Annotated in this window: 22 protein-coding genes and 1 pseudogene; 11 read left to right on the forward strand and 12 right to left on the reverse strand. The window is 64.6% G+C overall.

Annotated elements, in window-relative coordinates:
* The first annotated feature begins 11 nt into the window (after nt 1-11).
* The 4 genes from PMM47T1_RS20845 to PMM47T1_RS20860 all read left to right on the forward strand — a co-directional run bounded on the left by PMM47T1_RS20845 (nt 12) and on the right by PMM47T1_RS20860 (nt 3,917).
* Nucleotides 12-1,037 carry an ABC transporter permease gene (locus tag PMM47T1_RS20845; protein WP_008372696.1) on the forward strand — a complete coding sequence of 342 codons (1,026 nt, stop codon included), beginning with the start codon at nt 12-14 and terminating at the stop codon, nt 1,035-1,037.
* Nucleotides 1,038-1,387: 350 nt separating this feature from the next.
* Nucleotides 1,388-1,792, forward strand: coding sequence for a TraR/DksA family transcriptional regulator (locus PMM47T1_RS20850; protein WP_008372698.1), 405 nt, complete (start codon nt 1,388-1,390; stop codon nt 1,790-1,792).
* Between the two features lie 191 nt (nt 1,793-1,983).
* On the forward strand, nt 1,984-3,585 hold the full coding sequence (locus PMM47T1_RS20855; RefSeq protein WP_043301326.1) for a methyl-accepting chemotaxis protein: 1,602 nt from the start codon (nt 1,984-1,986) through the stop codon (nt 3,583-3,585).
* A 116-nt stretch (nt 3,586-3,701) separates the two neighbouring features.
* The gene (locus PMM47T1_RS20860; RefSeq protein ID WP_008372702.1) at nt 3,702-3,917 is read left to right on the forward strand and encodes a hypothetical protein; all 216 of its coding nucleotides are present in this window, start codon (nt 3,702-3,704) and stop codon (nt 3,915-3,917) included.
* On the opposite strand, the gene PMM47T1_RS20865 is transcribed toward PMM47T1_RS20860, so the two are convergent.
* The 4 genes from PMM47T1_RS20865 to PMM47T1_RS29925 form a co-directional block, all read right to left on the reverse strand.
* Entirely contained in the window at nt 3,905-4,144 is a 240-nt protein-coding gene (locus PMM47T1_RS20865) for a DUF2789 domain-containing protein (protein WP_008372703.1), read from the reverse strand. The genes PMM47T1_RS20860 and PMM47T1_RS20865 overlap by 13 nt on opposite strands.
* A gap of 96 nt (nt 4,145-4,240) precedes the next feature.
* The gene (locus PMM47T1_RS20870) at nt 4,241-4,630 is read right to left on the reverse strand and encodes a hypothetical protein (protein WP_008372706.1); all 390 of its coding nucleotides are present in this window, start codon (nt 4,628-4,630) and stop codon (nt 4,241-4,243) included.
* 24 nt (nt 4,631-4,654) lie between these two features.
* Nucleotides 4,655-4,936, reverse strand: a complete 282-nt coding sequence (locus tag PMM47T1_RS20875) for a hypothetical protein (RefSeq protein ID WP_008372709.1) — start codon at nt 4,934-4,936, stop codon at nt 4,655-4,657.
* A gap of 115 nt (nt 4,937-5,051) precedes the next feature.
* Nucleotides 5,052-5,303, reverse strand: coding sequence for a hypothetical protein (locus PMM47T1_RS29925; RefSeq protein WP_008372712.1), 252 nt, complete (start codon nt 5,301-5,303; stop codon nt 5,052-5,054).
* A gap of 14 nt (nt 5,304-5,317) precedes the next feature.
* Here PMM47T1_RS29925 and PMM47T1_RS20880 point away from each other — a divergent pair, with 14 nt between their 5' ends.
* Both PMM47T1_RS20880 and PMM47T1_RS20885 read left to right on the forward strand, forming a co-directional pair.
* A complete protein-coding gene (locus PMM47T1_RS20880) occupies nt 5,318-5,785 on the forward strand; it encodes a hypothetical protein (RefSeq protein ID WP_081492685.1) in 468 nt (155 codons plus the stop codon).
* A 65-nt stretch (nt 5,786-5,850) separates the two neighbouring features.
* Nucleotides 5,851-6,849, forward strand: coding sequence for an ABC transporter substrate-binding protein (locus PMM47T1_RS20885; RefSeq protein ID WP_008372716.1), 999 nt, complete (start codon nt 5,851-5,853; stop codon nt 6,847-6,849).
* Between the two features lie 56 nt (nt 6,850-6,905).
* Here the strand turns inward: PMM47T1_RS20885 and PMM47T1_RS20890 are convergent, their stop codons facing one another.
* From PMM47T1_RS20890 to PMM47T1_RS20915, 6 genes are read right to left on the reverse strand one after another with little or no spacing between them, the layout of a single operon-like run.
* On the reverse strand, nt 6,906-7,250 hold the full coding sequence (locus PMM47T1_RS20890; protein ID WP_008372719.1) for a Na+/H+ antiporter subunit G: 345 nt from the start codon (nt 7,248-7,250) through the stop codon (nt 6,906-6,908).
* A complete protein-coding gene (locus PMM47T1_RS20895; protein ID WP_008372721.1) occupies nt 7,247-7,525 on the reverse strand; it encodes a K+/H+ antiporter subunit F in 279 nt (92 codons plus the stop codon). The genes PMM47T1_RS20890 and PMM47T1_RS20895 overlap by 4 nt, the downstream gene beginning before the upstream one ends.
* Nucleotides 7,522-8,010, reverse strand: a complete 489-nt coding sequence (locus PMM47T1_RS20900) for a Na+/H+ antiporter subunit E (protein WP_008372723.1) — start codon at nt 8,008-8,010, stop codon at nt 7,522-7,524. The genes PMM47T1_RS20895 and PMM47T1_RS20900 overlap by 4 nt, the downstream gene beginning before the upstream one ends.
* Nucleotides 8,007-9,623 (reverse strand): monovalent cation/H+ antiporter subunit D, encoded by a 1,617-nt coding sequence (locus PMM47T1_RS20905; RefSeq protein WP_008372725.1) that lies wholly within the window; start codon nt 9,621-9,623, stop codon nt 8,007-8,009. The genes PMM47T1_RS20900 and PMM47T1_RS20905 overlap by 4 nt, the downstream gene beginning before the upstream one ends.
* A complete protein-coding gene (locus tag PMM47T1_RS20910) occupies nt 9,620-9,964 on the reverse strand; it encodes a Na+/H+ antiporter subunit C (RefSeq protein WP_008372727.1) in 345 nt (114 codons plus the stop codon). The genes PMM47T1_RS20905 and PMM47T1_RS20910 overlap by 4 nt, the downstream gene beginning before the upstream one ends.
* Entirely contained in the window at nt 9,964-12,885 is a 2,922-nt protein-coding gene (locus tag PMM47T1_RS20915) for a monovalent cation/H+ antiporter subunit A (RefSeq protein WP_008372729.1), read from the reverse strand. Before PMM47T1_RS20915 ends, PMM47T1_RS20910 begins: the two co-directional genes overlap by 1 nt.
* A 238-nt stretch (nt 12,886-13,123) precedes the next feature.
* Here PMM47T1_RS20915 and PMM47T1_RS20920 point away from each other — a divergent pair, with 238 nt between their 5' ends.
* Nucleotides 13,124-13,735, forward strand: coding sequence for a cupin (locus PMM47T1_RS20920; protein ID WP_008372731.1), 612 nt, complete (start codon nt 13,124-13,126; stop codon nt 13,733-13,735).
* A 187-nt stretch (nt 13,736-13,922) separates the two neighbouring features.
* Here PMM47T1_RS20920 and PMM47T1_RS20925 read toward each other — a convergent pair whose 3' ends face one another.
* The gene (locus PMM47T1_RS20925; RefSeq protein ID WP_008372733.1) at nt 13,923-14,663 is read right to left on the reverse strand and encodes a GntR family transcriptional regulator; all 741 of its coding nucleotides are present in this window, start codon (nt 14,661-14,663) and stop codon (nt 13,923-13,925) included.
* A gap of 108 nt (nt 14,664-14,771) precedes the next feature.
* On the opposite strand from PMM47T1_RS20925, the gene PMM47T1_RS20930 reads away from it, so the two are divergent.
* The 4 genes and pseudogenes from PMM47T1_RS20930 (at nt 14,772) to PMM47T1_RS20945 (ending at nt 19,775) form a co-directional block, all read left to right on the forward strand.
* The gene (locus PMM47T1_RS20930; protein ID WP_043301327.1) at nt 14,772-15,611 is read left to right on the forward strand and encodes an ABC transporter ATP-binding protein; all 840 of its coding nucleotides are present in this window, start codon (nt 14,772-14,774) and stop codon (nt 15,609-15,611) included.
* A complete protein-coding gene (locus tag PMM47T1_RS20935; RefSeq protein WP_008372738.1) occupies nt 15,608-16,600 on the forward strand; it encodes an ABC transporter substrate-binding protein in 993 nt (330 codons plus the stop codon). Before PMM47T1_RS20930 ends, PMM47T1_RS20935 begins: the two co-directional genes overlap by 4 nt.
* A gap of 7 nt (nt 16,601-16,607) precedes the next feature.
* Nucleotides 16,608-17,357 (forward strand): annotated as a pseudogene (locus PMM47T1_RS20940) (ABC transporter permease).
* A gap of 42 nt (nt 17,358-17,399) precedes the next feature.
* Nucleotides 17,400-19,775: a hypothetical protein gene (locus PMM47T1_RS20945; RefSeq protein ID WP_008372740.1), complete on the forward strand. Its 2,376-nt coding sequence runs from the start codon at nt 17,400-17,402 to the stop codon at nt 19,773-19,775.
* A gap of 341 nt (nt 19,776-20,116) precedes the next feature.
* Here the strand turns inward: PMM47T1_RS20945 and PMM47T1_RS20950 are convergent, their stop codons facing one another.
* Complete coding sequence (locus PMM47T1_RS20950; protein ID WP_008372742.1) at nt 20,117-21,442, reverse strand: c-type cytochrome; 1,326 nt, start codon at nt 21,440-21,442, stop codon at nt 20,117-20,119.
* Nucleotides 21,443-21,449 lie beyond the last annotated feature (7 nt).

Here is a 21,449-nt window from a genome sequence, read left to right on the forward strand (position 1 = left end):
GGAAAACCACCATGACCACGTTGACTGAAAACAAACCTGTCGTCGCGCCGCCCACCCGTTCCCGGCGGCGCATGCCCACCGAGCTGAGCATTCTGCTGGTGCTGATCGGCATCGGCCTGGTGTTCGAGGTGTTCGGCTGGATCGTGCGTGACCAGAGCTTCCTGATGAATTCCCAGCGCCTGGTACTGATGATTCTGCAGGTGTCGATCATCGGCCTGATCGCCATCGGCGTCACCCAAGTGATCATTACCACCGGCATCGACCTGTCATCGGGCTCGGTGCTGGCCATGTCGGCCATGGTGGCCGCCAGCCTGGCGCAGGGTTCCGACTACGCCCGGGCGGTGTTCCCGCACCTCACCGACCTGCCCGTGTGGGCGCCGGTACTCGCGGGCCTGGGGGTAGGGTTGCTGGCGGGAGCCATCAACGGCAGCATCATCGCCCTCACCGGTATTCCGCCGTTCATTGCCACCCTGGGCATGATGGTGTCGGCGCGCGGCCTGGCGCGGCTGTACACCGAGGGCCAACCCATCAGCATGCTGTCCGACAGCTACACGGCCATCGGCCGCGGGGCGATGCCGGTGATCATCTTCCTGGTGGTGGCGGTGATCTTCCACATTGCCCTGCGCTATACCCGCTACGGCAAATACACCTACGCCATTGGCGGCAACATGCAGGCGGCGCGCACCAGCGGCATCAACGTCAAGCGCCACCTGGTGATCGTCTACAGCATCGCCGGGCTGCTGGCGGGGCTGGCCGGCGTGGTGGCATCGGCGCGAGCGGCCACTGGCCAGGCCGGCATGGGCATGTCCTACGAGCTGGACGCCATTGCCGCAGCGGTGATCGGCGGCACCAGCCTGGTGGGTGGGGTAGGGCGCATCAGCGGCACGGTCATCGGCGCCCTGATCCTTGGCGTCATGGCCTCCGGCTTCACCTTTGTCGGGGTGGATGCCTACGTGCAGGACATCATCAAGGGCCTGATCATCGTGGTGGCGGTGGTCATCGACCAGTACCGTAATAAACGCATACTCAAACGCTGAGGCGCGTGAGGCTTTTTGCCTGCGTGGCACCGATTCGGGTGTTGCGCGGGCTTTTTTGCATTTTGGCTGCCTGATTTCTTCAGTTTCGCGGCCAATGGCTGCATATTTATCCACCTTGATGCTTTGCGCGGGTGTATTTTTGCAGCGCCCGGTACACTCGATTGCGTTTATATAGCGGTTATTGGTCAAATCCACCTTCAATTCAGTTGCTGCGCGCGAAAACCGGCCTTAGACTGCCGCCCCTCATAAATTGAGTGCCAGTTGGCGCTTGAAGAATTCCGTGAGGTCGGGCGCTGCCCGGTCACACCTTTTGATTCGCCTTAATGCACGTATTTTTTATAGAGAAATCAATGACAAAGGAAAAGTTGCTGGCCATGCCGGCCGATGACTACATGAATGCCGAGCAACTGGCGTTCTTCACCGCGCTGTTGCAGTCGCTCAAGGTCGAGACCCACGAGCGTATCGAGCAGAGCCGCATTGCCATCGAAAGCCTGGACACCCCGGCTGACCCGGCCGATGCCGCCTCGGTGGAAGAAGAGCGTCACTGGCTGGTCAACGTCATTGACCGCGACCAGCGTTCGCTGCCGCAACTGGAACAGGCCCTGGGCCGCATTGCCGACGAAAGCTTCGGCTGGTGCGACGACAGCGGCGAGCCAATCGGCCTCAAGCGCTTGCTGATCAGCCCGACCACCAAGTACTGCATCGAAGCGCAGGAACGTCACGAGCAGATCGACAAGCACCAGCGTCAGGCGTGATGCCCCTGTAGCCGCTGCCGAAGGCTGCGCTGGTCCTTGACCACGCTGGAGGTCTCCAGTGAGCGCAGGCCTTGCGGCTACAACTGCGGCATAACGCGCCCGTTTGTTGCTACCAAGGAATCATAGCCAATTGCCATGTGTTGACGTTTAATAGGCGTCAAAACAACGACAATCGCTGTGGAGTACTTGCAATGACGAGAGACGGATCTCTGCTCGACGCCGCGCCGCCAACGGCGCCAGCCCGTTCGATTTCATGGTCGCCGGTGCTGCAAAGCCTGGCATTGCTGTGCCTGCTGGCCGCCGTGGCCTTCGCGCAACTGTCGTTCTACGTGGCTGCGCCCCTGGCGTTGCTGTGCCTGTGGCTGCCACGCCTGGGCGCGCGTGCGTCTGCACCTGCCGCGCTGGATCGCCCCGATCCGGTTGCTGCGCTCACGCGCGATCTGTCCTACACCACCAGTCATAACGCCCTCTCTGCCGCCGGGGTGGCTTTTTCCGTTCGCCAATTGGCCGGCCGCGTGCAATCGCAGCTGGGGGCGGCTGCGCAAATCGTCAGCAGCGCCGAGGTGATGATCGGCACCGAGCAGGCCACCTCCCAGCTCAGCCAGCAGGCTCTGGCCGCCGCCAGCGAAGCGCACCGTCACGGGGTGGCAGGCCGGGAAGTATTGGCCGAATCCATCAGCCGCATGCACCAACTGGCCGACCGCGCCAGTGCCAGCCGCGAGTCGATCGAGGCGTTGAGCCAGCGCAGCGAAGACATCCAGCGGGTGACCCTGGTGATTCAATCCATCGCCAGCCAGACCAATCTGCTGGCCCTCAACGCCGCCATCGAAGCCGCCCGCGCCGGTGAGCAGGGCCGCGGCTTTGCCGTGGTGGCCGACGAAGTGCGGGGCCTGGCAGGCCGTACTGCCACCGCCACCGAGGAAGTGGGACAGATGGTCGCCGACATCCAACTGCGCACCGCCCAAGTGGTGGAGCAGATCCGCCAGTTGGCCAGTGACCTGGGTGCGGGCGTGGTGCAGGTGGAACACACGGGCGAACAACTCGACACCATCGCTGCCCTGGCGGCCGGGGTGGAAACCCAGGTGGGCGAAATTGCCCGCGGCGCCGAAACCAACCGCGAACAACTGGCCAGCCTGTTTCAGGCCGTGGAGCAGATGCGCGGCGACCTGGCCGTCAGCGACGGCCAGACCCAGAACCTGGCCAAGGCGGCGGTGCAAATGGAGGCCCAGGCCGAGAGCATCAGTGAACGCCTGGCCGAGGTCGGCCTGGACGATTACCACCAACGCATCTATGACCTTGCGCGGGAGGGCGCCCAGCAGATCGCAGCGCAATTCGAGCAGGGCGTGGAGCAGGGGCGTATCGGCCTGGATGACCTGTTCGACCGCCAGTACCAGGCGGTTGCTGGCAGTCAGCCGGCGAAATTCCACACCCGCTTCGATCGCTACACCGATCAGGTGCTGCCGGCCATCCAGGAGCCATTGCTCAGCCGTCACGAAGGCCTGGTGTTTGCCATTGCCTGTACGCCCCAGGGCTATGTACCCACCCATAACCAGGCGTTCAGCCAGCCGCTGACCGGCGATGTAGCCCATGACGCCGTGCACAACCGCACCAAGCGCAAGTTCGATGATCGCACCGGGTCACGCTGTGGCAGCCATCAGCAGGCCATGCTGCTGCAAACCTACACCCGCGACACGGGCGAACTCATGCATGACCTGTCCGTTCCGATCACGGTGAAAGGGCGTCACTGGGGCGGCTTGCGGTTGGGCTACAAACCGCAAAGGGCTCGAGAATAACGTCCATTTGTTACCGTTGCTGTAACGAAGCTGTACCAGGTTTTGGCTGTTTCCTGAGTAATGAAGGCATTAAGATGGCCACATCAGTTCGTTCTTGAACGCTCTTGGAGGAAGACATGCACTGCAAGGTCGATGTGGCCGTGATGATTGGCAGCGGCGTGCCCGCCAATATCCGGACCCTTGGCAAAGGAGTGTGCTGGGTGGTACTGGTCAATGGCGAGCGGCGCGGCACCGCGTTCGCGAGCCGCGCTGAAGCGCTGGAATGCCGCGACGCCTGGATGGCGCAGCTGGCGGTAGATCCGGGGCTGGCGTCAGTTCGTTACGCCTGCTGATGCAGGCGTACGTTCAATTCGTCGATGGGAATGGCCCAGTCGCCTCCATCGGCGCGTAATTCTTCTTTCAGAAAGCGTGCCTGGCGTTCATTCCAGAACGGTGCATCAATCAGCTTCACGTCGCCCTGCAACGGGTGGGCGCTGATGAAGCGGTCGATGCTGGCCGGGTCGCTGTCCATGCCCAGTTGTGCAAACAGGGTACCCAGGTTGGGTTGTTCAGTTTCCATGTCATCTCCTTGGCAGGCGGGGCTGCGGGTGGCTGGCTGAAAGACGCCTTGCCTAAGGTATGAAAGGTAACCTGCGAAAGAGTTCGATCCGCAGGGCTAGGCGTCGGTATCGATACTGCGTGAGTCAGTATTGACGATGCCGGCCTCCTGCTGAGGCCGGGCAGGTACCGAGGTGGCCAGGTCCATGGCGATGTGCGCGGCCATCATGCTGGCACGCGCGCGGATCAGCGCCAGGTTGCGCTCGGCCACGCTGTGGTACTGGGCATTCTGCACGGCCATGAATTCGTGTTGTTCATGGCGCGCCTGGTTCTGAAGCTGGGCGATGTGCTGGTTGTGGGCGCGGGCGCGCCGTTTGCTGGCGTTCTGCTGGGCCTCACGCTTGGCCGCGGCAGCCTTGCTGGCGGCAGCCTCGGCGTCGGCGCGCAGCTTCGCCGGGTCTTCGCTGGCGGTGCCGAACAGCGCGGCAACCGGGTTGATGTCCATCATGGCGTCGACCTCCTGGGGGTTTGCCTATTGTATCGGCACCGCTACAAAGTCCTTGAGGGGCCTTTGCCCCTGTTCCAGTAGCCGCGCCAGCGCGCAGGCTTCCAAGTGCGAGCAGCGAAACCCCAGGGTGCGGCCGCTGTCCATTTCGCGTACGTGGAAGAACTCGCGGCCGGCGGGAATTACCTGGCAACGTAGTGCCTGACGGTAGCCCTGCGGGCCCTTGAGCCGGTACAATGCCGTGCCGAAGTCGATAGTTGCGTCTGCCTTGTCGATATTTGCTCGACGGCTTTCCAGTGAATCGTGCATATTCGTTCCTTCCGATGGGGCGTTGGGTGCCACGTGCACAGTGGGTGCGCTGCTGCCTGCTACGCTTGACCCTCATGGGCAGGCAATATGTATAGCTATCGCATTTTTTACTTCGTCAGGCTGTCGGAAAAGGCGCTTTAGGCTGCGGCGTATTACTGATTTTAATGATTAGGAAACGTCCCACGCCTTGAAGTGTTCTTTCCTTCAAGGTCAGCATCGCCTGCAAGAGCTTCCAGTGGATTTTTCCTTTAGCTTCTTGTCGCGCCTGACCTGCCATGGACTTGTTCATTTTTTGCGCCGCGCCTTGGTTTTCGGGCTCGGCCGGGGTCGTTTCGGCTGCCTGTGTTGTGCCGGGCAGTATTTTCATTCGAGGATTTTTAATTGGCAGTAAGTAATCTGGAAATGCACGCGTTGTTCGTGCTGGGCGATCTTCGCGCCAAACTGGTCAAATTGTTTCAATCGCGTTTCGTGTATGTCACCGAACAAACGGTAGAAGGCATTTACATGGCCGAGATCGATACCGAAAGTGCCTTGGTGGTGGATGACAAGCAGCGCCTTGAGCTGAAAGTGGGCGATCACTTTCGTGCGGCGGTATTGCCCAGCCGGGAAGGCGGCAAGTTTGAGATCAAGTTCCGTGACATCAAGTTGGCGGTGTATGGCCTGGGCGAATATGCCTTTGTGAGCACGGCAGACGGCGAGGGCATCGTGTTCAAGGAAGGTCAGACCATCGTCATGGTCTTCGCCGCTGTGGAACAACTGCAGGGCGGCCTGGCCAAGCCCTTGAAGGCGGCGTCTTCGAAAGCGGCCAAGTGGCGCAAGGGCGAGTTGACCTTCAAGCCCAGCGAGTAACACGGGCGGGGCATCATCGGGCAGTGGTCTACAGTCAGTGAGTGCTGACTGTCGAGGCCTTGCCGATGAAAGTGATACTGCCTGTTGTGCTGTGGTGCCTGGTGCTGACGGCGTCGCCCGTGCGTGCGGCGCCGGCGCCCATTCATTTTGCCGACCTGAACTGGGAAAGCGGCAGCCTGATCACCGAACTGTTGCGCATCGTGGTGGAGAAAGGCTACGACCTGCCCACGGACACCCTGCCAGGCACCACCATCACGCTGGAAACGGCGCTGGCGAAAAACGATATCCAGGTTATCGCCGAAGAGTGGGCCGGGCGCAGTCCTGTCTGGGTCAAGGCCGAGGCGGCGGGGCAGGTCAAGGGCCTGGGCAACCTGGTGGAGGGCGCCACTGAAGGATGGTGGGTGCCGGAGTACGTGATCAAGGGCGATGCCGCACGCGGTCTGAAGCCGCTGGCGCCCGACCTGCACAGTGTCAGCGACCTGCCGCGCTACAAGGCCGTGTTTCGCGACCCCGAAAACCCCGACAAGGGGCGCTTCCTCAACAGCCCCATTGGCTGGACCTCGGAAGTGGTCAACGGGCAGAAGCTCAAGGCCTATGGCCTGACTGACAGTTACAGCAACTTGCGCTCCGGCAGCGGTGCAGCGCTGGACGCCGAAATTACCTCGTCGATCAAGCGCGGCCAGCCGGTATTGTTCTACTACTGGTCGCCCACACCGTTACTCGGTCGCTACAAGCTGGTGCAGTTGCAGGAGCCGGCATTCGACGCCGAGGCGTGGAAGACCCTGACCCAGGCCGATAACCCGACGCCCAAGCCTACCCGTTCGCCGCCGTCGATTCTTTGCGTGGGTGTGTCGGCGGCGTTTGCCCATGACTACCCGCAACTGGTGGCATTCTTCCAGCAGGTGAAGTTGCCCATCGATGACCTGAACAAGGCGTTGGCGACCATGAGTGAGCGGCATTTGCCCCCGCGTCAGGCAGCCACCACCTTCTTCAAAGACTACCCGCAACTGTGGCGCAGCTGGGTGCCGGCGGATGTGGCCGACAAGGTGGCCGCAGGCCTGTGACGTAGCCTGGCGGCAGCGGCTACAGATTTTTCGGCGGCCCTGAATGAGCATTATCCCTACTGCCGGCTACTCACTTCCCCCGGTACCGGCTCACCCGCCATGCGCTTGCGAAACAGCGCCGCGCGGGCCAGCAGCAAGGTGGTGACCGGTACGGTGATGGCCAGCAGGATGGGGATCAGCCAGGCGTGCAGTACCGGTTCATGGGCCTGGGCCGAGAAGAACAGGATCGACGCCAGGGACACGCACCAGGCGCCAATGGTCGACGCCAGCGCCGGCGGGTGCATGCGCTGGAAGTAGTCTTTCAGGCGCACCATGCCGATGGCCCCCAGCAAGGCAAACAGGCTGCCCAGCAACAGCAGCACGCCAATGGCGACTTGAATCCACACCGGCAGCTCGTTCATTCGATCACCTCGCCGCGCAACAGAAACTTGGCCAGGGCGAAGGAGCCGACGAAGCCGAACAGGGCGATCAACAGCGCCGCCTCGAAGTAGGTTTCGCTGCCGTAGCGAATGCCCAGCACCAGCATGGTCAGCATGCCCAGAATGTACAGGTAGTCCAGGGCCAGCACCCGGTCCTGGGCGGACGGGCCCTTGAACAGGCGGTACAGGGTGAGCAGCATGGCCAGGGCAAAGATCGCCAGGCTCAGCACAATGGCATGGTCGAGCAGGGCACTCATTCGAAAATCTCCATGAGCGGGCGTTCGTAGGTGGTCTTGAAGTGCTCGATGAAGCGCGCCTCGTCATCCAGGTCGAACACGTGCAGCAGCAAAATGCTGCGGTCCAGGGCCAGCTCCGACCAGACCGTACCGGGCACCACCGTGGTAATGGTCGACAACGCGGCCAGGCCGTTGGCGTCGCGCAGGTCCAGGGGAACCTTGACGAAAGCCGAGCGCGGCGCGCGGCGCCCCAGGTTGAGCACGCTCCAGGCTACCTGCAGGTTCGAGGTGACCACGTCAACACCCACGCGGCCCAACAGGCGCAACACGGTCCAGGGCTTGCGGATGCGCACCGGCTGGGGGCGCAGGGCACTCATCAGCAGCGGCGCCAGCACCCCCAGCAGCACGGCCAACACCAGATTGCCCGCGCTCAGCGACAGGTTCAACAACAGCCATAACCCGGCGCAGGCCAGCGACAGAAGCGGGGCAGGAAACAGGTGCTTCATGGGCGCACCTGGGCGGCCATCACCGCGTTGATGTAGTGGCTGGGTTCGTCTAGCAGGGCGGCCGTTGCGCGCACGTAGCCCAGCAGCGCTTCGCCCTGGACGGTCAGCAACAGGCACAGGCCGAGCAGTACCACGATGGGCACGCACTCAAAACGCCGCAGCAACGGCGAAGGCCGTTCCTGGGGTGTCCAGAAGCGCTGGATGCCGACGCGGGTCATGGCCAGCAGGGTGCCCAGCCCGGAGAGGATCAGCAGCGCCACCAGCACCCAGGCCGCCGGGCTGGCGTGGCTGAACAGTGCCTGGATCAGGTTGAGCTTGGCGATGAACCCGGACAGCGGCGGCATGCCGATAACCAGCAGCGCGCACGCGATGTAGGCAAGACCCAGGAATGCCATGGTCCAGGGGATCACCTGGCCCACCACGGCTTTCTGCTCATCGTCCAGGTTGATGCCCTTGGGCGGGTGCAGGGACTCCACCGGGCGCGGCAGCAGGTCGCCGTCGTCCTCCAGGGCCATGTCGTTGGCCGACCGCGAGCGCTCGATCAGTTCGGCCAGCAGGAACAGCGCTGCCAGCGCCAGGGTGGAGCTGACCAGGTAGAACAGCGCGCCCGCGGTGATCGCTGGCACGCCAAAGCCGATGGCGGCCAGCAGGGAGCCGGCCGATACCAGTATGCTCAGGCTGGCCATGCGTTCCAGGCGCTGGGCGGCCAGCACGGCAATACCGGCCACGGCAATGGTCAGCAGCCCGCCGGCCAGTAGCCAGTCGCCGCCAAAATGCGCCGAGGCCCCGGCCTGGTCGGAAAACAACAGGCTCCACAGGCGCAGCAAGGTATAGACACCCACCTTGGTCATGATCGCGAACAGCGCCGCCACCGGCGCGCTGGCCGAGGCGTAGGCGGGCACCAGCCAGAAGTTCAGCGGCCACATGCCGGCCTTGGCCAGGAACGCGGTGGCCAGGATGGCCACGCCCGCGTGCAGCAGGCCGACGTCGCCCGCTGGCACCTGGGGGATTTTCACCGCCAGGTCAGCCAGGTTGAGGGTGCCGGTAACGCCGTAGATCATGGCCGCGCCGATCAGGAACAGCGACGAGGCCAGCAGGTTGATGGCAATGTAGTGCAGCCCCGACGACACGCGCGCCCGGCCCGAACCGTGCAGCAGCATGCCGTAGGAGGCCGCCAGCAGTACTTCGAAAAACACAAACAGGTTGAACAGGTCCGCCGTCAGGAACGCTCCGTAAAGCCCCATCAGCTGGATCTGGAACAGCGCATGGAAACTGGCCCCGGCGCGATCCCAGCGGGCCATGGCGAACAGCAGGGCGGCGCTGGCGACGATGCCGGTCAGCACCAGCATCAGCGCCGACAGCCGGTCCAGCACCAGCACAATGCCGAACGGTGCCGGCCAGTTGCCTGGCAGGTACACGCCAACGGCGCTGGTCTGGTCCTGTTGCTGGGTGCCGTGCAGCAGCACCGCAGCGATGGCCAGGCCCGCCAGGGTAGACAACAGGTTCAGGCGCGCCTTGAGCGGGCGGTGTTTTTCGCCCAGCAACAGCATCAGCGCGGCGGTCAGCAGCGGTAGCAGCACGGGGGCGATCAGCAGGGGCGGCATCGCGCTCATTCGCCGCGCTCCCGGCCGTCCACGTGGTCGGTGCCGGTCAGCCCGCGCGATGCCAGCAACACCACCAGGAACAGCGCGGTCATGGCGAAGCTGATGACAATGGCCGTGAGCACCAGCGCCTGGGGCAGCGGGTCGGTGTAATGCAGCAGGTCCTGGGCCACGCCGTCCTTGATGATCGGTTCCTTGCCGATGAACAGGCTGCCCATGCTGAAGATGAACAGGTTGACCCCATAGGACAGCAGGCACAGGCCCATGGCCACCTGGAAGGTCCGTGGCCGCAGGATCAGCCACGTGCCGGACGCGGCCAGTACCCCAATGGCAACCGCGATGACTTCTTCCATCAGGCACTCCCTAGTGGTTGGGCGACGGGCTTGGGCAGCCCGGTGGGTTTATGGCTGCGCACCGACTGGTGTGCCAGGGCGGTGAGGATCAGCAGGGTCGAGCCCACCACCACGCAGAACACGCCGATGTCGAAGAACAGCGCGCTGGCCACGTGCACCTCGCCCAGTACCGGCAAGTGCAGGTGGGCCGTGTGGGTGGTGAGGAACGGGTAGCCCAGCAGCATGGCGCCTACCCCGGTCAGGGTGGCGAACAGCAGGCCCACGCCCATCCAGCGCTGGGGTCGCAGGCGCATCTGGGCTTCCACCCACTGGGTGCCGGCCACCATGTACTGCAGGATGAACGCCACCGCCATCACCAGCCCGGCGACAAAGCCACCGCCCGGCTGGTTGTGGCCGCGCATGAACAGGTACATCGACACCACTACGGCGATGGGCAGCAGCAGGCGCACCAGCACCGCCGGCACCATCATGAAGCCCAGGGCGGTGTCGCTGGCCTGGCGCGGGTTGACCAGGTCGGTGACCACGTCCGGTGCCAGCAGGCGCTGTTGGGTGGGCAACTGGATGCTTTCGCGCGGCGGCCGAAAGCGTCGCAGCAAGGCGAAGATGGCCAGGGCGGTGGCCACCAGCACAGTGATTTCGCCCAGAGTGTCGAAGCCGCGGAAGTCCACCAGCATGACATTCACTACGTTGCTGCCGCCGCCTTCGGGCAAGGCCTTGCGCAAGTAGAACTCGGAAATCACGTTGGGGGTAGGGCGAGTGAGCATGGCGTAGGACAGTGCCGCCATGCCACCGCCCACCACCGTGGCCAGCAGCAGGTCACGCAGGCGCCGCACGCGGGCGCGTGCTTCGCTGCCGGGCGCCGCCAGAACGTCCTCGATACGCCGTGGCAGCCAGCGCAGCCCCAGCAGGATCAGCACCGTGGTCACCACTTCCACCACCAGTTGCGTCAGGGCCAGGTCCGGCGCCGAGAACCAGATGAAGGTTACGCAGGTCATCAGCCCGCACACGCTGACCATGGTCAGGGCCGCCAGGCGGTGATACTTGGCTTGCCAGGCGGCGCCCACGGCGCAGGCGATTGCGATCAGCCACAGCGCCACGAACACCCCGGAACCGGCGATTTTGGGCCGCTGGCCCCAGCTCAGGCCGTTGTGCAGCAGCGGGATCAGGCCGGCGATGACCGCCACCAGCACCAGCATGAACAACTGCGGTTGCAGGCGCCGGGTTGTCAGCGTGCGTTCGGTGCGGCGGGCCAGGCGCATCAACAGCACCAGGCTGCGCTCGAACAGGCGCTTGCCATTGAGGCGGCCCACCAGGGGCGGGCGTTGCAGGTAGCCGCGCTGCACCTGGCGGCGCAGCAACAGATACAGCAGTATGCCGCCGCCCATGGCCACCAGGCTCATGATCAGGGGCGCGTTGAACCCGTGCCAGATCGCCAGGCTGTAAGCTGGCAGCTCGCCATCCACCACCGGCAGCGCCGCCGCAGCCAGCAACGGGCCCACCGATTGCGCGGGGAAAATGCCCACCACCAGGCACAGCATCACCAGCAGTTCCACCGGTGCCCGCATCCAGCGCGGCGGTTCATGGGGGGTGTGGGGCAGGTCGGTGGCCGGGGGGCCGAAGAACACATCCACGGTGAAGCGCAGCGCGTAGACCACGCTGAAGGTGCCGGCGATGGTGGCGATCGCAGGCAGCGCTATTTCCACCCAGGCGGTGGAGGTGATGAACACGGTCTCGGCGAAAAACATTTCCTTGGACAGGAAGCCGTTCATCAATGGCACCCCCGCCATGGCCGCGCTGGCCACCATGGCCAGGGTGGCAGTGAAGGGAATCAGCCGGAACAGGCCGCTCAGGCGGCGGATGTCGCGGGTGCCGCTTTCGTGGTCGATGATGCCGGCGGCCATGAACAGCGAGGCCTTGAAGGTGGCGTGGTTGAGAATGTGGAACACCGCCGCCACCGCCGCCAACGGGCTGTTGAGGCCCAGCAGCAGAGTAATAAGGCCCAGGTGGCTGATGGTGGAATAGGCCAGCAGGCCCTTGAGGTCATTCTGGAACATGGCGCAATAGGCGCCCAGCAGCAGGGTGCAGGCTCCCGCGCCGCTGACCATCCAGAACCATTGCTCGCTGCCCGACAACGACGGCCCCAGCCGCGCCAGCAGGAACACCCCGGCCTTTACCATGGTGGCCGAGTGCAGGTAGGCCGACACCGGCGTGGGCGCGGCCATGGCGTGGGGCAGCCAGAAATGGAAGGGGAATTGCGCGCTTTTGCTCAAGGCACCGATCAGGATCAGCGTCAGCAGCACCGGGTACAGGTGGCTGGCGCGGATCTGCTCGCCGGCCGCCAGCACCGTATCCAGGTCGTAACTGCCCACCACCTGGCCCAGCAGTACGGTGCCGGCCAACAGGCACAGGCCGCCGGCGCCAGTCACCGCCAAGGCCATGTAGGCGCCACGACGGGCGTCAGCGCGGTGGTGCCAGTAGCCGATCAGCAGGAACGAAAACAGGCTGGTGAGCTCCCAGAAGAACACCATCTGCACCAGGTTGCCGGAAATCACCAGCCCGAGCATGGCACCCATGAACGCCAGGAAAAACGCGAAGAAGCGCGGCACCGGGTCATCCGGTGACATGTAATAACGCGCATACAGCGACACCAGCGTGCCGATGCCCAGCACCAGCAGGGAGAACAGCCAGGCGAAACCGTCCATGCGCAGGGTCAGGTTCAGGCCCAGGCTGGGCAGCCATTCATAGGTTTCGCGAATCACGCCGCCGTGGGCGACCTGCGGGTACATCAGGGCCACGGCGACTGTGCCGGTAAGGGCCACCAGCCCGGCCAGGATCGACTCGCGGTTGCGCGCATCATGGGGCAGCACAGCGGCCAGACAGCTACCAATGAAGGGCAGAAGCAGTAGAACTATCAATGACATAGCGGTCTGATCTGCTGGAATGGATAAGGAATCATACGGGGCCGGGCGGGCATCACCAACCACGAACCTGTGCCGGAGCCCTACAATAGTGGTCTATTTGCCAGGTTTTTCATGACAAAATTTTACAAGATGCGGTCAGCGGATGGCTCAAGCACGCCGCCTGCCTTCATGACAGGTTGTTGCATCATGCTAGACTGAAACCGGTTTCAATTGGTTTGAATGGCTTATGGAGGATGTCATGCCCTTGCTACGTAGAGGCTTCACGCAACTCGCCGCACTGGCCCTGCTGGGCGGCGCCAAGGCCTGGGCGGCCGAGCGCGCGCCGGTGCAAAGCCTGCAACTGCAACGCAACGACTGGGTGCCCAACAACCCGCGGCTGCCGGTGTTGATCTACCCCCAGGCCATTGCCTTGCAAGGCAGCGACCCGGCGGCGCTGTTCGAACGCACCTTCGCCAGCCACGGCTGGCCACCCCAATGGCGCTATGGGGTATTCAATTACCACCATTACCACACCGAAGGCCACGAAGTGCTGGGCGTCGCCAGCGGCCAGGCGCAACTGATGCTGGGCGGGCCCAACGGTCACGTGGTGAAGGTCTGCGCCGGTGATGTGCTGTTGCTGCCGGCCGGTACCGGGCATTGCAACCTGGGCTCCAGCGACGACTTCCTGGTGGTGGGCGCCTACCCGCCGGGGCAGCATGCCGACATCTGCCGCGAAGCGCCGACGGCGGCGCAGCAGGCACGCATTGATACGTTGCCGTTTCCCGACCTGGACCCGGTGCAGGGCTCCTGCACCCCGGGCCCATGCCCCTCCGAGGTTTCCTCGCCCAACGGGCTCAAACGCAATTCGTAGCATTGGGCAAGGCTTGCGGCACGCAGGCCAAGCGCTTTGGCGGCGGTGTCGAAGACGGCGATATTGCTGGCATGGGCGTGCAGGCAGGCAACGGTGTGGGTCATGGTGGTTCGCTGAGGGTGACGTGGTTTCACGATAGCGCCAAAGATCGACGCAGCCTTCGCCAGCTACACGCCTTTGCCATCACCTATTGCAGCGCTGCCTTGGACGCAAACACCCCGCTCAGCACAAACGAATATCGCTCCGGCCGGATGTGGAACGTGGTGCGGTCACAGCATTGGTCATTGGCGAACCACGACGTACGTTCCATCACCAGCAGCGCCGCGCCACGCTTGACCCCCAGGGCGGTAGCCAGCGCCTTGTCGGCTTCCTGGGCGCGGATCGCCATGTCCGCCCGTGCCACGGGGCTGCCAGTCACGCGTTCCAGTACCCAATAGATGGGCTGCTGCTCGACTTCTTCCCACACCACGCTGGCCAGTTGCGCCGGCAGGTAGCTGCGGCCCAGCGCAATGGGCTCGCCATCCACGTAGTGCAGACGCTCCACGCACAGGCATAGCTCGGCGCCGTCGAACAGCGCGCGCAGGCCTTCCGGAGTGGGCTGCAGGTGCTGGCCGATGACGCGCATGGTTGGCTTCAGGCCCTGCAGCAACAGCGCTTCGTGAAAGCTGCGCAGGGCGTCCAGGCCATGGCGCACCTGCTTGGCGGCGGCGAAGGTGCCCTTGCCCTGTTTGCGCTCGACCACGCCGTCATCACTGAGCTTGCCCACGGCCAGGCGCACGGTGACGCGGCTCACGCCAAAACGCTGGCCCAGCTCGGCTTCGGACGGCAGTTTGCCGCTGGGCTCGAAGGCGCCGCGCTGGATTTCCTCCAGCAACTGCTGGGCGATCTGCTCGTAGAGCGAGGTGGTGCTGTCACGAAGGATGGACACGGGCGGCTTCCGTTACTTCTAAGGTTATGAAAATACAATCTTGGTCTAACTTGTATTAATACGTATTATGTCAGGCAATCCATTGTAAACCACCTGACTGCGCTTGCCATGCCCCTGACTCCCTTTGTTTCAACCCCCGGCGCCAACGCCTTGAGCGTGGACGCCATCCGCTTCAGCTACGCCAATGGCCATAAGGTGTTCGATCACTTCAGCCTGAAGGCGCGGCCAGGTGAGTTCGTTGCCATCCTGGGGCCTTCGGGGTGTGGCAAGACCACGCTGCTCAACCTGCTGGCGGGCTTTCAGGCACCGGGGGCGGGGCAGATTCTCATCAACGGCAAGCCGGTGAGCCCGGAACTGCCCGAGCTAGGTTATGTGTTCCAGGCGCCGCAACTGTTTCCCTGGCTCACCGCCCTTGAAAACGTTCGCTTCGGCCTGCGCATGGCCGGGCAGGGCAGTGAGGCCCAACAGCGCGAAAAGGCGCTGGATTACCTGCGCCTGGTGGGGCTGGAGCCCGCCGCCCAACGCCTGGCCCATCAGCTGTCCGGCGGTATGCAGCAACGTGTGTCGCTGGCGCGCACCCTGGCACTGGAGCCAGGCGTGCTGTTGATGGACGAACCCTTCGCAGCGCTTGACGCCATCAGCCGCAACACCATGAACGAAGAAACCCTGCGCCTGTGGGCCGAGCTTGGCCAGACCGTGTTGTTCATCACCCACGACATCGACGAAGCAGTGTTTCTGGCCGACCGGGTGATCGTGCTCAACATTGCCCCGGGCGGCATCCACAGCGAACTGGCCATCGACCTGCCGCGCCCGCGCAGCAACCTCGTCACCCGTCGTCTGCCGGCCTTTCTCGACTGCCGCAATGAGCTGATGGAGCGCATTTCCCAGGTCATGGCGCAATCGCCCGTTGCCATTCCCGCCCGTCCCTTGCCCGAGTTAACCGCATGATCAGAACCGTTCTGCTGGCCGCTTCGCTGTCGGCCCTGACCCTGGCCGCCAGCGCCTTCGCTGCCGATAAACCGCTGCGCATCGGCTACGTGTTCGCCATGGCCAACGCCCCGGCGCTGATCGCCGACAAGGAGGGCTTCTACAAGCAGGAAGGCCTGGACGTGGACCTCAAGGCCCTGGGCGACGGGCCGGTGATTCAGCAGGCGCTGGCCGCCGGCGAGCTGGACGTGGCCTACGTGGGCACGCCGCCGGTGTACCAGTGGTACTCGCGCGGCCTGAAAAGCACCATCCTGGCCAAGGTCAACTACGGCCAGGCGGCGGTGATGGTCAGCGACAAAAGCCCCATCACCACCCTGCAAGACCTCAAGGGCAAAAAGCTGGCCGGGGTGAAGAAGGGCAGTGGCATGGACGTGCTGCTGCGCGGCTACGTGCTCAAAGACAAGGCCGGCCTCAACCCCGACCAGGACTTGAACATCATCGACATGCCACCGGGCAACATGAACGCCGCCCTTGAGCGTGGCATCGTCGACGCCGCCTTCTCCTGGGAGCCCTTCGTCAGCCAGGCCGAACTGCGCGGCACTGCGCGGGTGCTGTTCGACGTCAACCAGGCACTGCCGCAGTACCCCTGGTACGTGGTCATCGCCTTGCCCAAGACGTTGCAGGAACGCCCCGATGACGTGGTCAAGCTGCTGCGCGCCCACCGCAAGGCCGTGGCCTTCCTCAACGAACACCCGGATGAAGCCAACCGCATCATCGCCGACGCCTTCCGCCTGGAGCCGGTGCAAGGCCCAGGCGGCACCACCATCAGCCCCGAACAGATCGTCGCCCGGGCCCGCACGCGTCTGGGATGGTCGGCTGAGTTGAAACCTGCGGACCTGGCATTCATCCAGCGCCTGATGAACGACTCCAAGGCCCTGGGTTTCATGGACGTCGACATGAGCCCGGCGCAGTTGGTGGACACCTCGTACCTGGAAAAAGCATCCCACTGAGCCGCCTATGACCTTACCAAAACCAAATTGGGGCTGGGCCTCGCTACCGTTCCTGCTGCTGGTGTGGGTTGCCCTGGCCAGCCGTTTTCCCAGCTACGTGCTGCCCCAGCCCTGGGTGGTGGCCCATGAAGCGTTGCGCTGGCTGGCCGACGGTTCACTGCTGGTGCAACTGCGCGCCAGCCTGCTGGAAGAGTTGGCCGGCTTCTGCGGCGCGGTGCTGGTGGCCGTACTGCTGGGCAGCGCGGGTGGCCTGTCGCGGCGCTTTCGCGATTTCATTTCGCCGCTCAACAGCCTGTTCATGGCCATCCCGCCGATCGCCTGGGCGCCGTTGATCCTGATCATCTTTGGCCTGGGGTTCTTCTCCATCGTACTGGTGATCTTCATCGCCGCCGTGTTCCCCATGGCGGTGACGCTGCAAGAAGGCGTGCAGAGCATTCGCGGTGGTGAAGTACGCGCCGCCCGCACCCTGGGCGCCAACCGCTGGTAGTTGCTGGCCCATGTGTACCTGCCGGCCTCGCTGCCATTTCTCACCGCCGCGTTGCGCATCGGCTTCAGCCAAGGCTGGCGGGCGCTGGTGGCGGCGGAAATGATCGGCGCCTCCCAAGGCATCGGCTGGATGGTGTCCATGGGCGGGCAGATCGGCAACAGCAGCCAGGTGCTGCTGGGCATCGTGTTGATCGGCCTGCTGGCGTGGCTGATGGAAAGCCTGGTGTTCCGCCGCATCGAGCGTCATTACCAAGCCTGGCGCGTCAACTGACCGGCCAAGCGTTTCTCGACTTGCCCCCCCAAGAGGTGTCACGTGAGCACTACTTTCGATCCGCGCGAAGCCGGTCACTATATTGCCCCGCAAGGCCTGTATGAGCGCAACAAGGCGCGGCCGTTCCTGGGCAGCATCAGCTGCGACCGTGACACCCTGGTGGCCGGGCAGTGGGACGAAATCACCCTGGTGTACGAAGTGGGCGGCAGCGGCCTGGCCGACGGCGCCTGGTTGAAACTGGCGTTTAAGTTCTACTCCGACTGGGCGCTGTTCCAGACCTCGAGCCCGGCGGGCGCCAACTACGTCAGTGCCGAATACCAGGCCGGCGAATTGGTGCCGGGCCAAAGCCAGGCCACGGTGCAGCACCTCAAGGTGCGCTTCGACCAGAAAGGCCACGAGCGGCCGTTCCAGAAAGCCCTGATCATCGACGTCGTCGACGGCTACCTCAACCCTGGCGACCGCATCGTCATCCGCCTGGGCGACCGTCGTCAGGGTGGCGCGGGCACGCGGGTGCAGAGCTTCGTCGAAAAGGGCTTCCAAATGCGCCTGTTCATCGACCCGCTGGGCAGCTCGAAATTCGCCGAAGTGCCGGGCGATCTGTTGCTGGACATCGTGCCCGGGCCGGCCAGCCACCTGCAGGTTATCGCCCCGCGGCTGATCAGCGCCGGCGAGCCTTTCGATGTGCTGGTGCGGGCCGACGACGCCTGGGGCAACACCTGCCGGCAGCTGCCGCTGGCCGGTGTGTTGAGCCTGGTGGGGCCGCAGGGTGAAAGCCGCGAGCAGCCGTTCAGCCTGGCCGCCGAGGGCTGGGCGGTGGTGCGCCTGGCGGCCGTGCAGTTGCAACGCCTGGGCGAATGGCAACTGCGCGCGCGAGTCGATCATGCGGGCGTGGCGCCCAGCATCGCCTTCGTCACCGTGGACCCGGTCGGTGCCGGGCTGCGCCCGTTGTACGCCGACCTGCACGTGCATTCCGATGACACCGTGGGCACCAACGACACGCTGTACAACCTCAGCTATGGCCGTGACGTCGCCGGCCTGGACGTGCTGGGCTACACCGCCAACGATTTCAACATCACCGAGCAACGCTGGGACCAGGCCGTGGCGCTGATCAGCGAACTCAACGAACCGGGCCGCTTTGTCTGCTACCCAGGCACCGAGTGGTGCGGCAACTCCTGCGCCGGTGGCGACCGCAACGTGGTGTTCCTGCACGACCGCAAGCCCCAATTCCCATTCGACAACCAGGGCCGCCTGGTGCGCTCGTTCGAGTGGAACGAGTTCACCGCCGGCACCATCAAACCCGGCGCCTGGCCGGTGGACGAGTTGTACGCCGCTTACGCCAAAGACCCCGAAGGCCACCTGATGATGCCCCACGTGGGAGGCCGCCGATGCAACCTGGACTGGCACCACCCGGAGCTTGAACGGCTGATCGAAGTGGGCTCGGCCTGGGGCCAGTTCCACTGGGTGTACGCCGAAGCGCTGCAACGCGGTTACCGCGTGGGCGCCGCTGCCAACAGCGACGAGCACCAGGGGCGCTGCGGCGGTGGCGTGCCGGCCACGGCGGTGTTCGGCTCGCGCGGCGGCCTCACGGGCGTACTGTCCAGCGGTTTCGACCGCGCCAGCGTCGGCAAGGCCCTGCGCGCCCGACGCACCTTTGCCACCACGGGTGAGCGTACCTTCGCCAGCCTGCGCCAGGGTGAGCACCAGATGGGCGAGGTGTTCAGCGCCCCTGCCAGCGCCATCCTCGACTACCGCCTGCTGGGCGACAGCGGCTGGGAGCAGGTCGACCTGTTCGACGGCGAGCAGTTGATCTGGTCGCGCAACCTGCACCAGGAACTGGGGCTGTCCACCCAGCGCATCCGCCTGCGCCTGGGCGGCGCGCGCATCAAGGACCGCTACCGCGGTGCCTACTGGACCGGTGAAATCCAGATCACCGGCGCGGTCATCAAGGGCTTCACCACCCAGGGCCTGGACCACCCCGAACAGACGGTCTGGCGCCAGGACGCCACGCGGCTGGCGTTCCGCACCGACACCAATGGCGACACCGACAGCATCGAGCTGGAACTGTCGCAATTGGCGGGCGCGCGCATCCAGGTGCGCAGCCGCATCGACAATTACGTCAAGGTCGGTGATCCGTCGCAGCCGCAGGCGTTCGTGCATGCGCCGGGTGTCGACATTGACCTGAGCGGGGACAGCCTGCTGGCGCAAGGCGAGCACATCCAGCGCCTGCCGGGTGCCGAATTGCAGGTGTCACTGGAGCGCATGACCCAGGCGCCGCTGCCGCGCGAAATCCAAGGGCGCATCGCGTTGAGCGAGCTGGGCTTGGAGGCGGGGCGCGAGCATCCGTTGTTCGTCTGTGCGCGGCAGCGGGACCAGTCGCGGGTATGGACTTCGGCCTTGTTTGTTTCGGTGGTGGGGTGATGAGGTCGTGGTTGTCGGTTGCATGAGGGCTGACAGGTGCATGCCGATGTTTTTCGGGTGTTCATGCGATCGAGCGGCGCTCGATCTTAAAACGCCCCTCCAACAAACACCGCAAACCTTTGCCGCTGCCGGCAGGCTGCGCAGATCGCATTATGGCCGCCAGGGGCTAGTCGATGTTTTTCTAGCGGCCTTGAGATCGAGCGCCGCCCGCGCGGCGCTTCGCGGGTAGAGCCCGCTCCCACGTTTGTTGCACCGTGCCATGGCCTATGGGTTTTGGGTTGTCAGCCTTGTGTGTTTGGCACCAACGCCGCGTGGGGGCACCAAGGCCCCCACACGGGCGTTTAGTGCGAAGCCGCGCTGAACTGCCCCCGCACCTTGCGCACTTGATCGGCCGACACCGCCCCGGCACGGTTGGACCAACCGCCGCGCAGGAACGTCGCCAGCTCGGCCACCTCGCTATCATTCATGCGCCAGCCGAAGCCCGGCATCGGCAACACCGACGGCGCCTGCGCCGTCGAAGGCGTTTGCGCCCCCGTCAGTATCACCGCGATCAACGCCGTGGGATTCTGCGCATTGACGATCGAGGCACCATCCAGATGCGGGAACACCCGTGGCGCGCCCTGGCCGGTGACAAAGTGACAGGCCCCGCAGTTGTCCAGGTACAGACGCTGGCCCAGGGACAGGTCGGTGGCCGCGGTCAGTTGCCGGGTGGTGGCCGCGCTGCGCTCGGTGTCAGCGTGATAGGCCGGCTCACCGGTGGCGGGCAGCGATTGCAGGTAGGTCGCGATGGCCTGCAAGTCCTCGGGGGTCATGTGCGAGGTGCTGTTGGCGATCACGTCCTTCATCTCGCCGGCCACGGCAGCGGTGCGGTTGCGCCCGCCGGCCAGGTAGGCGACCAACTCGTCCTGGGACCAGTGTTTGACCCCACGCAGCGCTGGCACGGCCCAGCCATTGAGCTCGGTGCCGCTCAGGTAGCTGGCCGCGCTGTCGTCCAGGCCTTGCTCTTGCAGGGTCAGCGCCCGTGGTGTGTGGCACGAGCCGCAATGGCCCAGGCCCTGCACCAGATAGGCACCGCGGGCAATCACGGCATCGCGGCTGGCCACGGTGCTGTCGGCGTGTGGCGCGGGGGCGAACAGGCTGCGCCAGTACGCCAGGGGCCAGCGCATCGACAGTGGCCACGGGATGCCATTGGCCTGGTTGGCCTGCTGCACCGGTGCCACGCCCTTCATGAAGTAGGCATACAGCGCCTCGGTGTCTGCCGTGCTGACCTTGGCATAGGAGGGGAAGGGCATGGCCGGGTACAGCGCGCTGCCGTCATGGCCGATGCCCCGGCGCACCGCACGCTCGAACTGGCCATAGCTCCAACCGCCAATGCCTGTGCCGGTATCGGGGGTGATGTTGGTGGAGTAAATGGTGCCGATCGGCGACTCAATCGCCAGCCCGCCCGCGAAGGCCTTGCCGCCATGGGCGGTGTGGCAGGCCACGCAATCGCCGACCCGTGCCAGGTATTCGCCTTGCTGGATCAGCGCGGGCGTCACGGCTTGCGACAGCGTTGCCGAAGCATCGCCTGCGCGGTTCAGCACCAGGCTCAACGCCCATGCCGCTGCGGCCAGAAGCACCAGTAGCGCCACTCCTTTCAACCACGGAAAACGACGTGTGTTGTTCATGACCTCG

Origin of the sequence: Pseudomonas sp. M47T1 (genome assembly GCF_000263855.1) — a bacterium.
In the GTDB taxonomy this organism is placed as follows: domain Bacteria; phylum Pseudomonadota; class Gammaproteobacteria; order Pseudomonadales; family Pseudomonadaceae; genus Aquipseudomonas.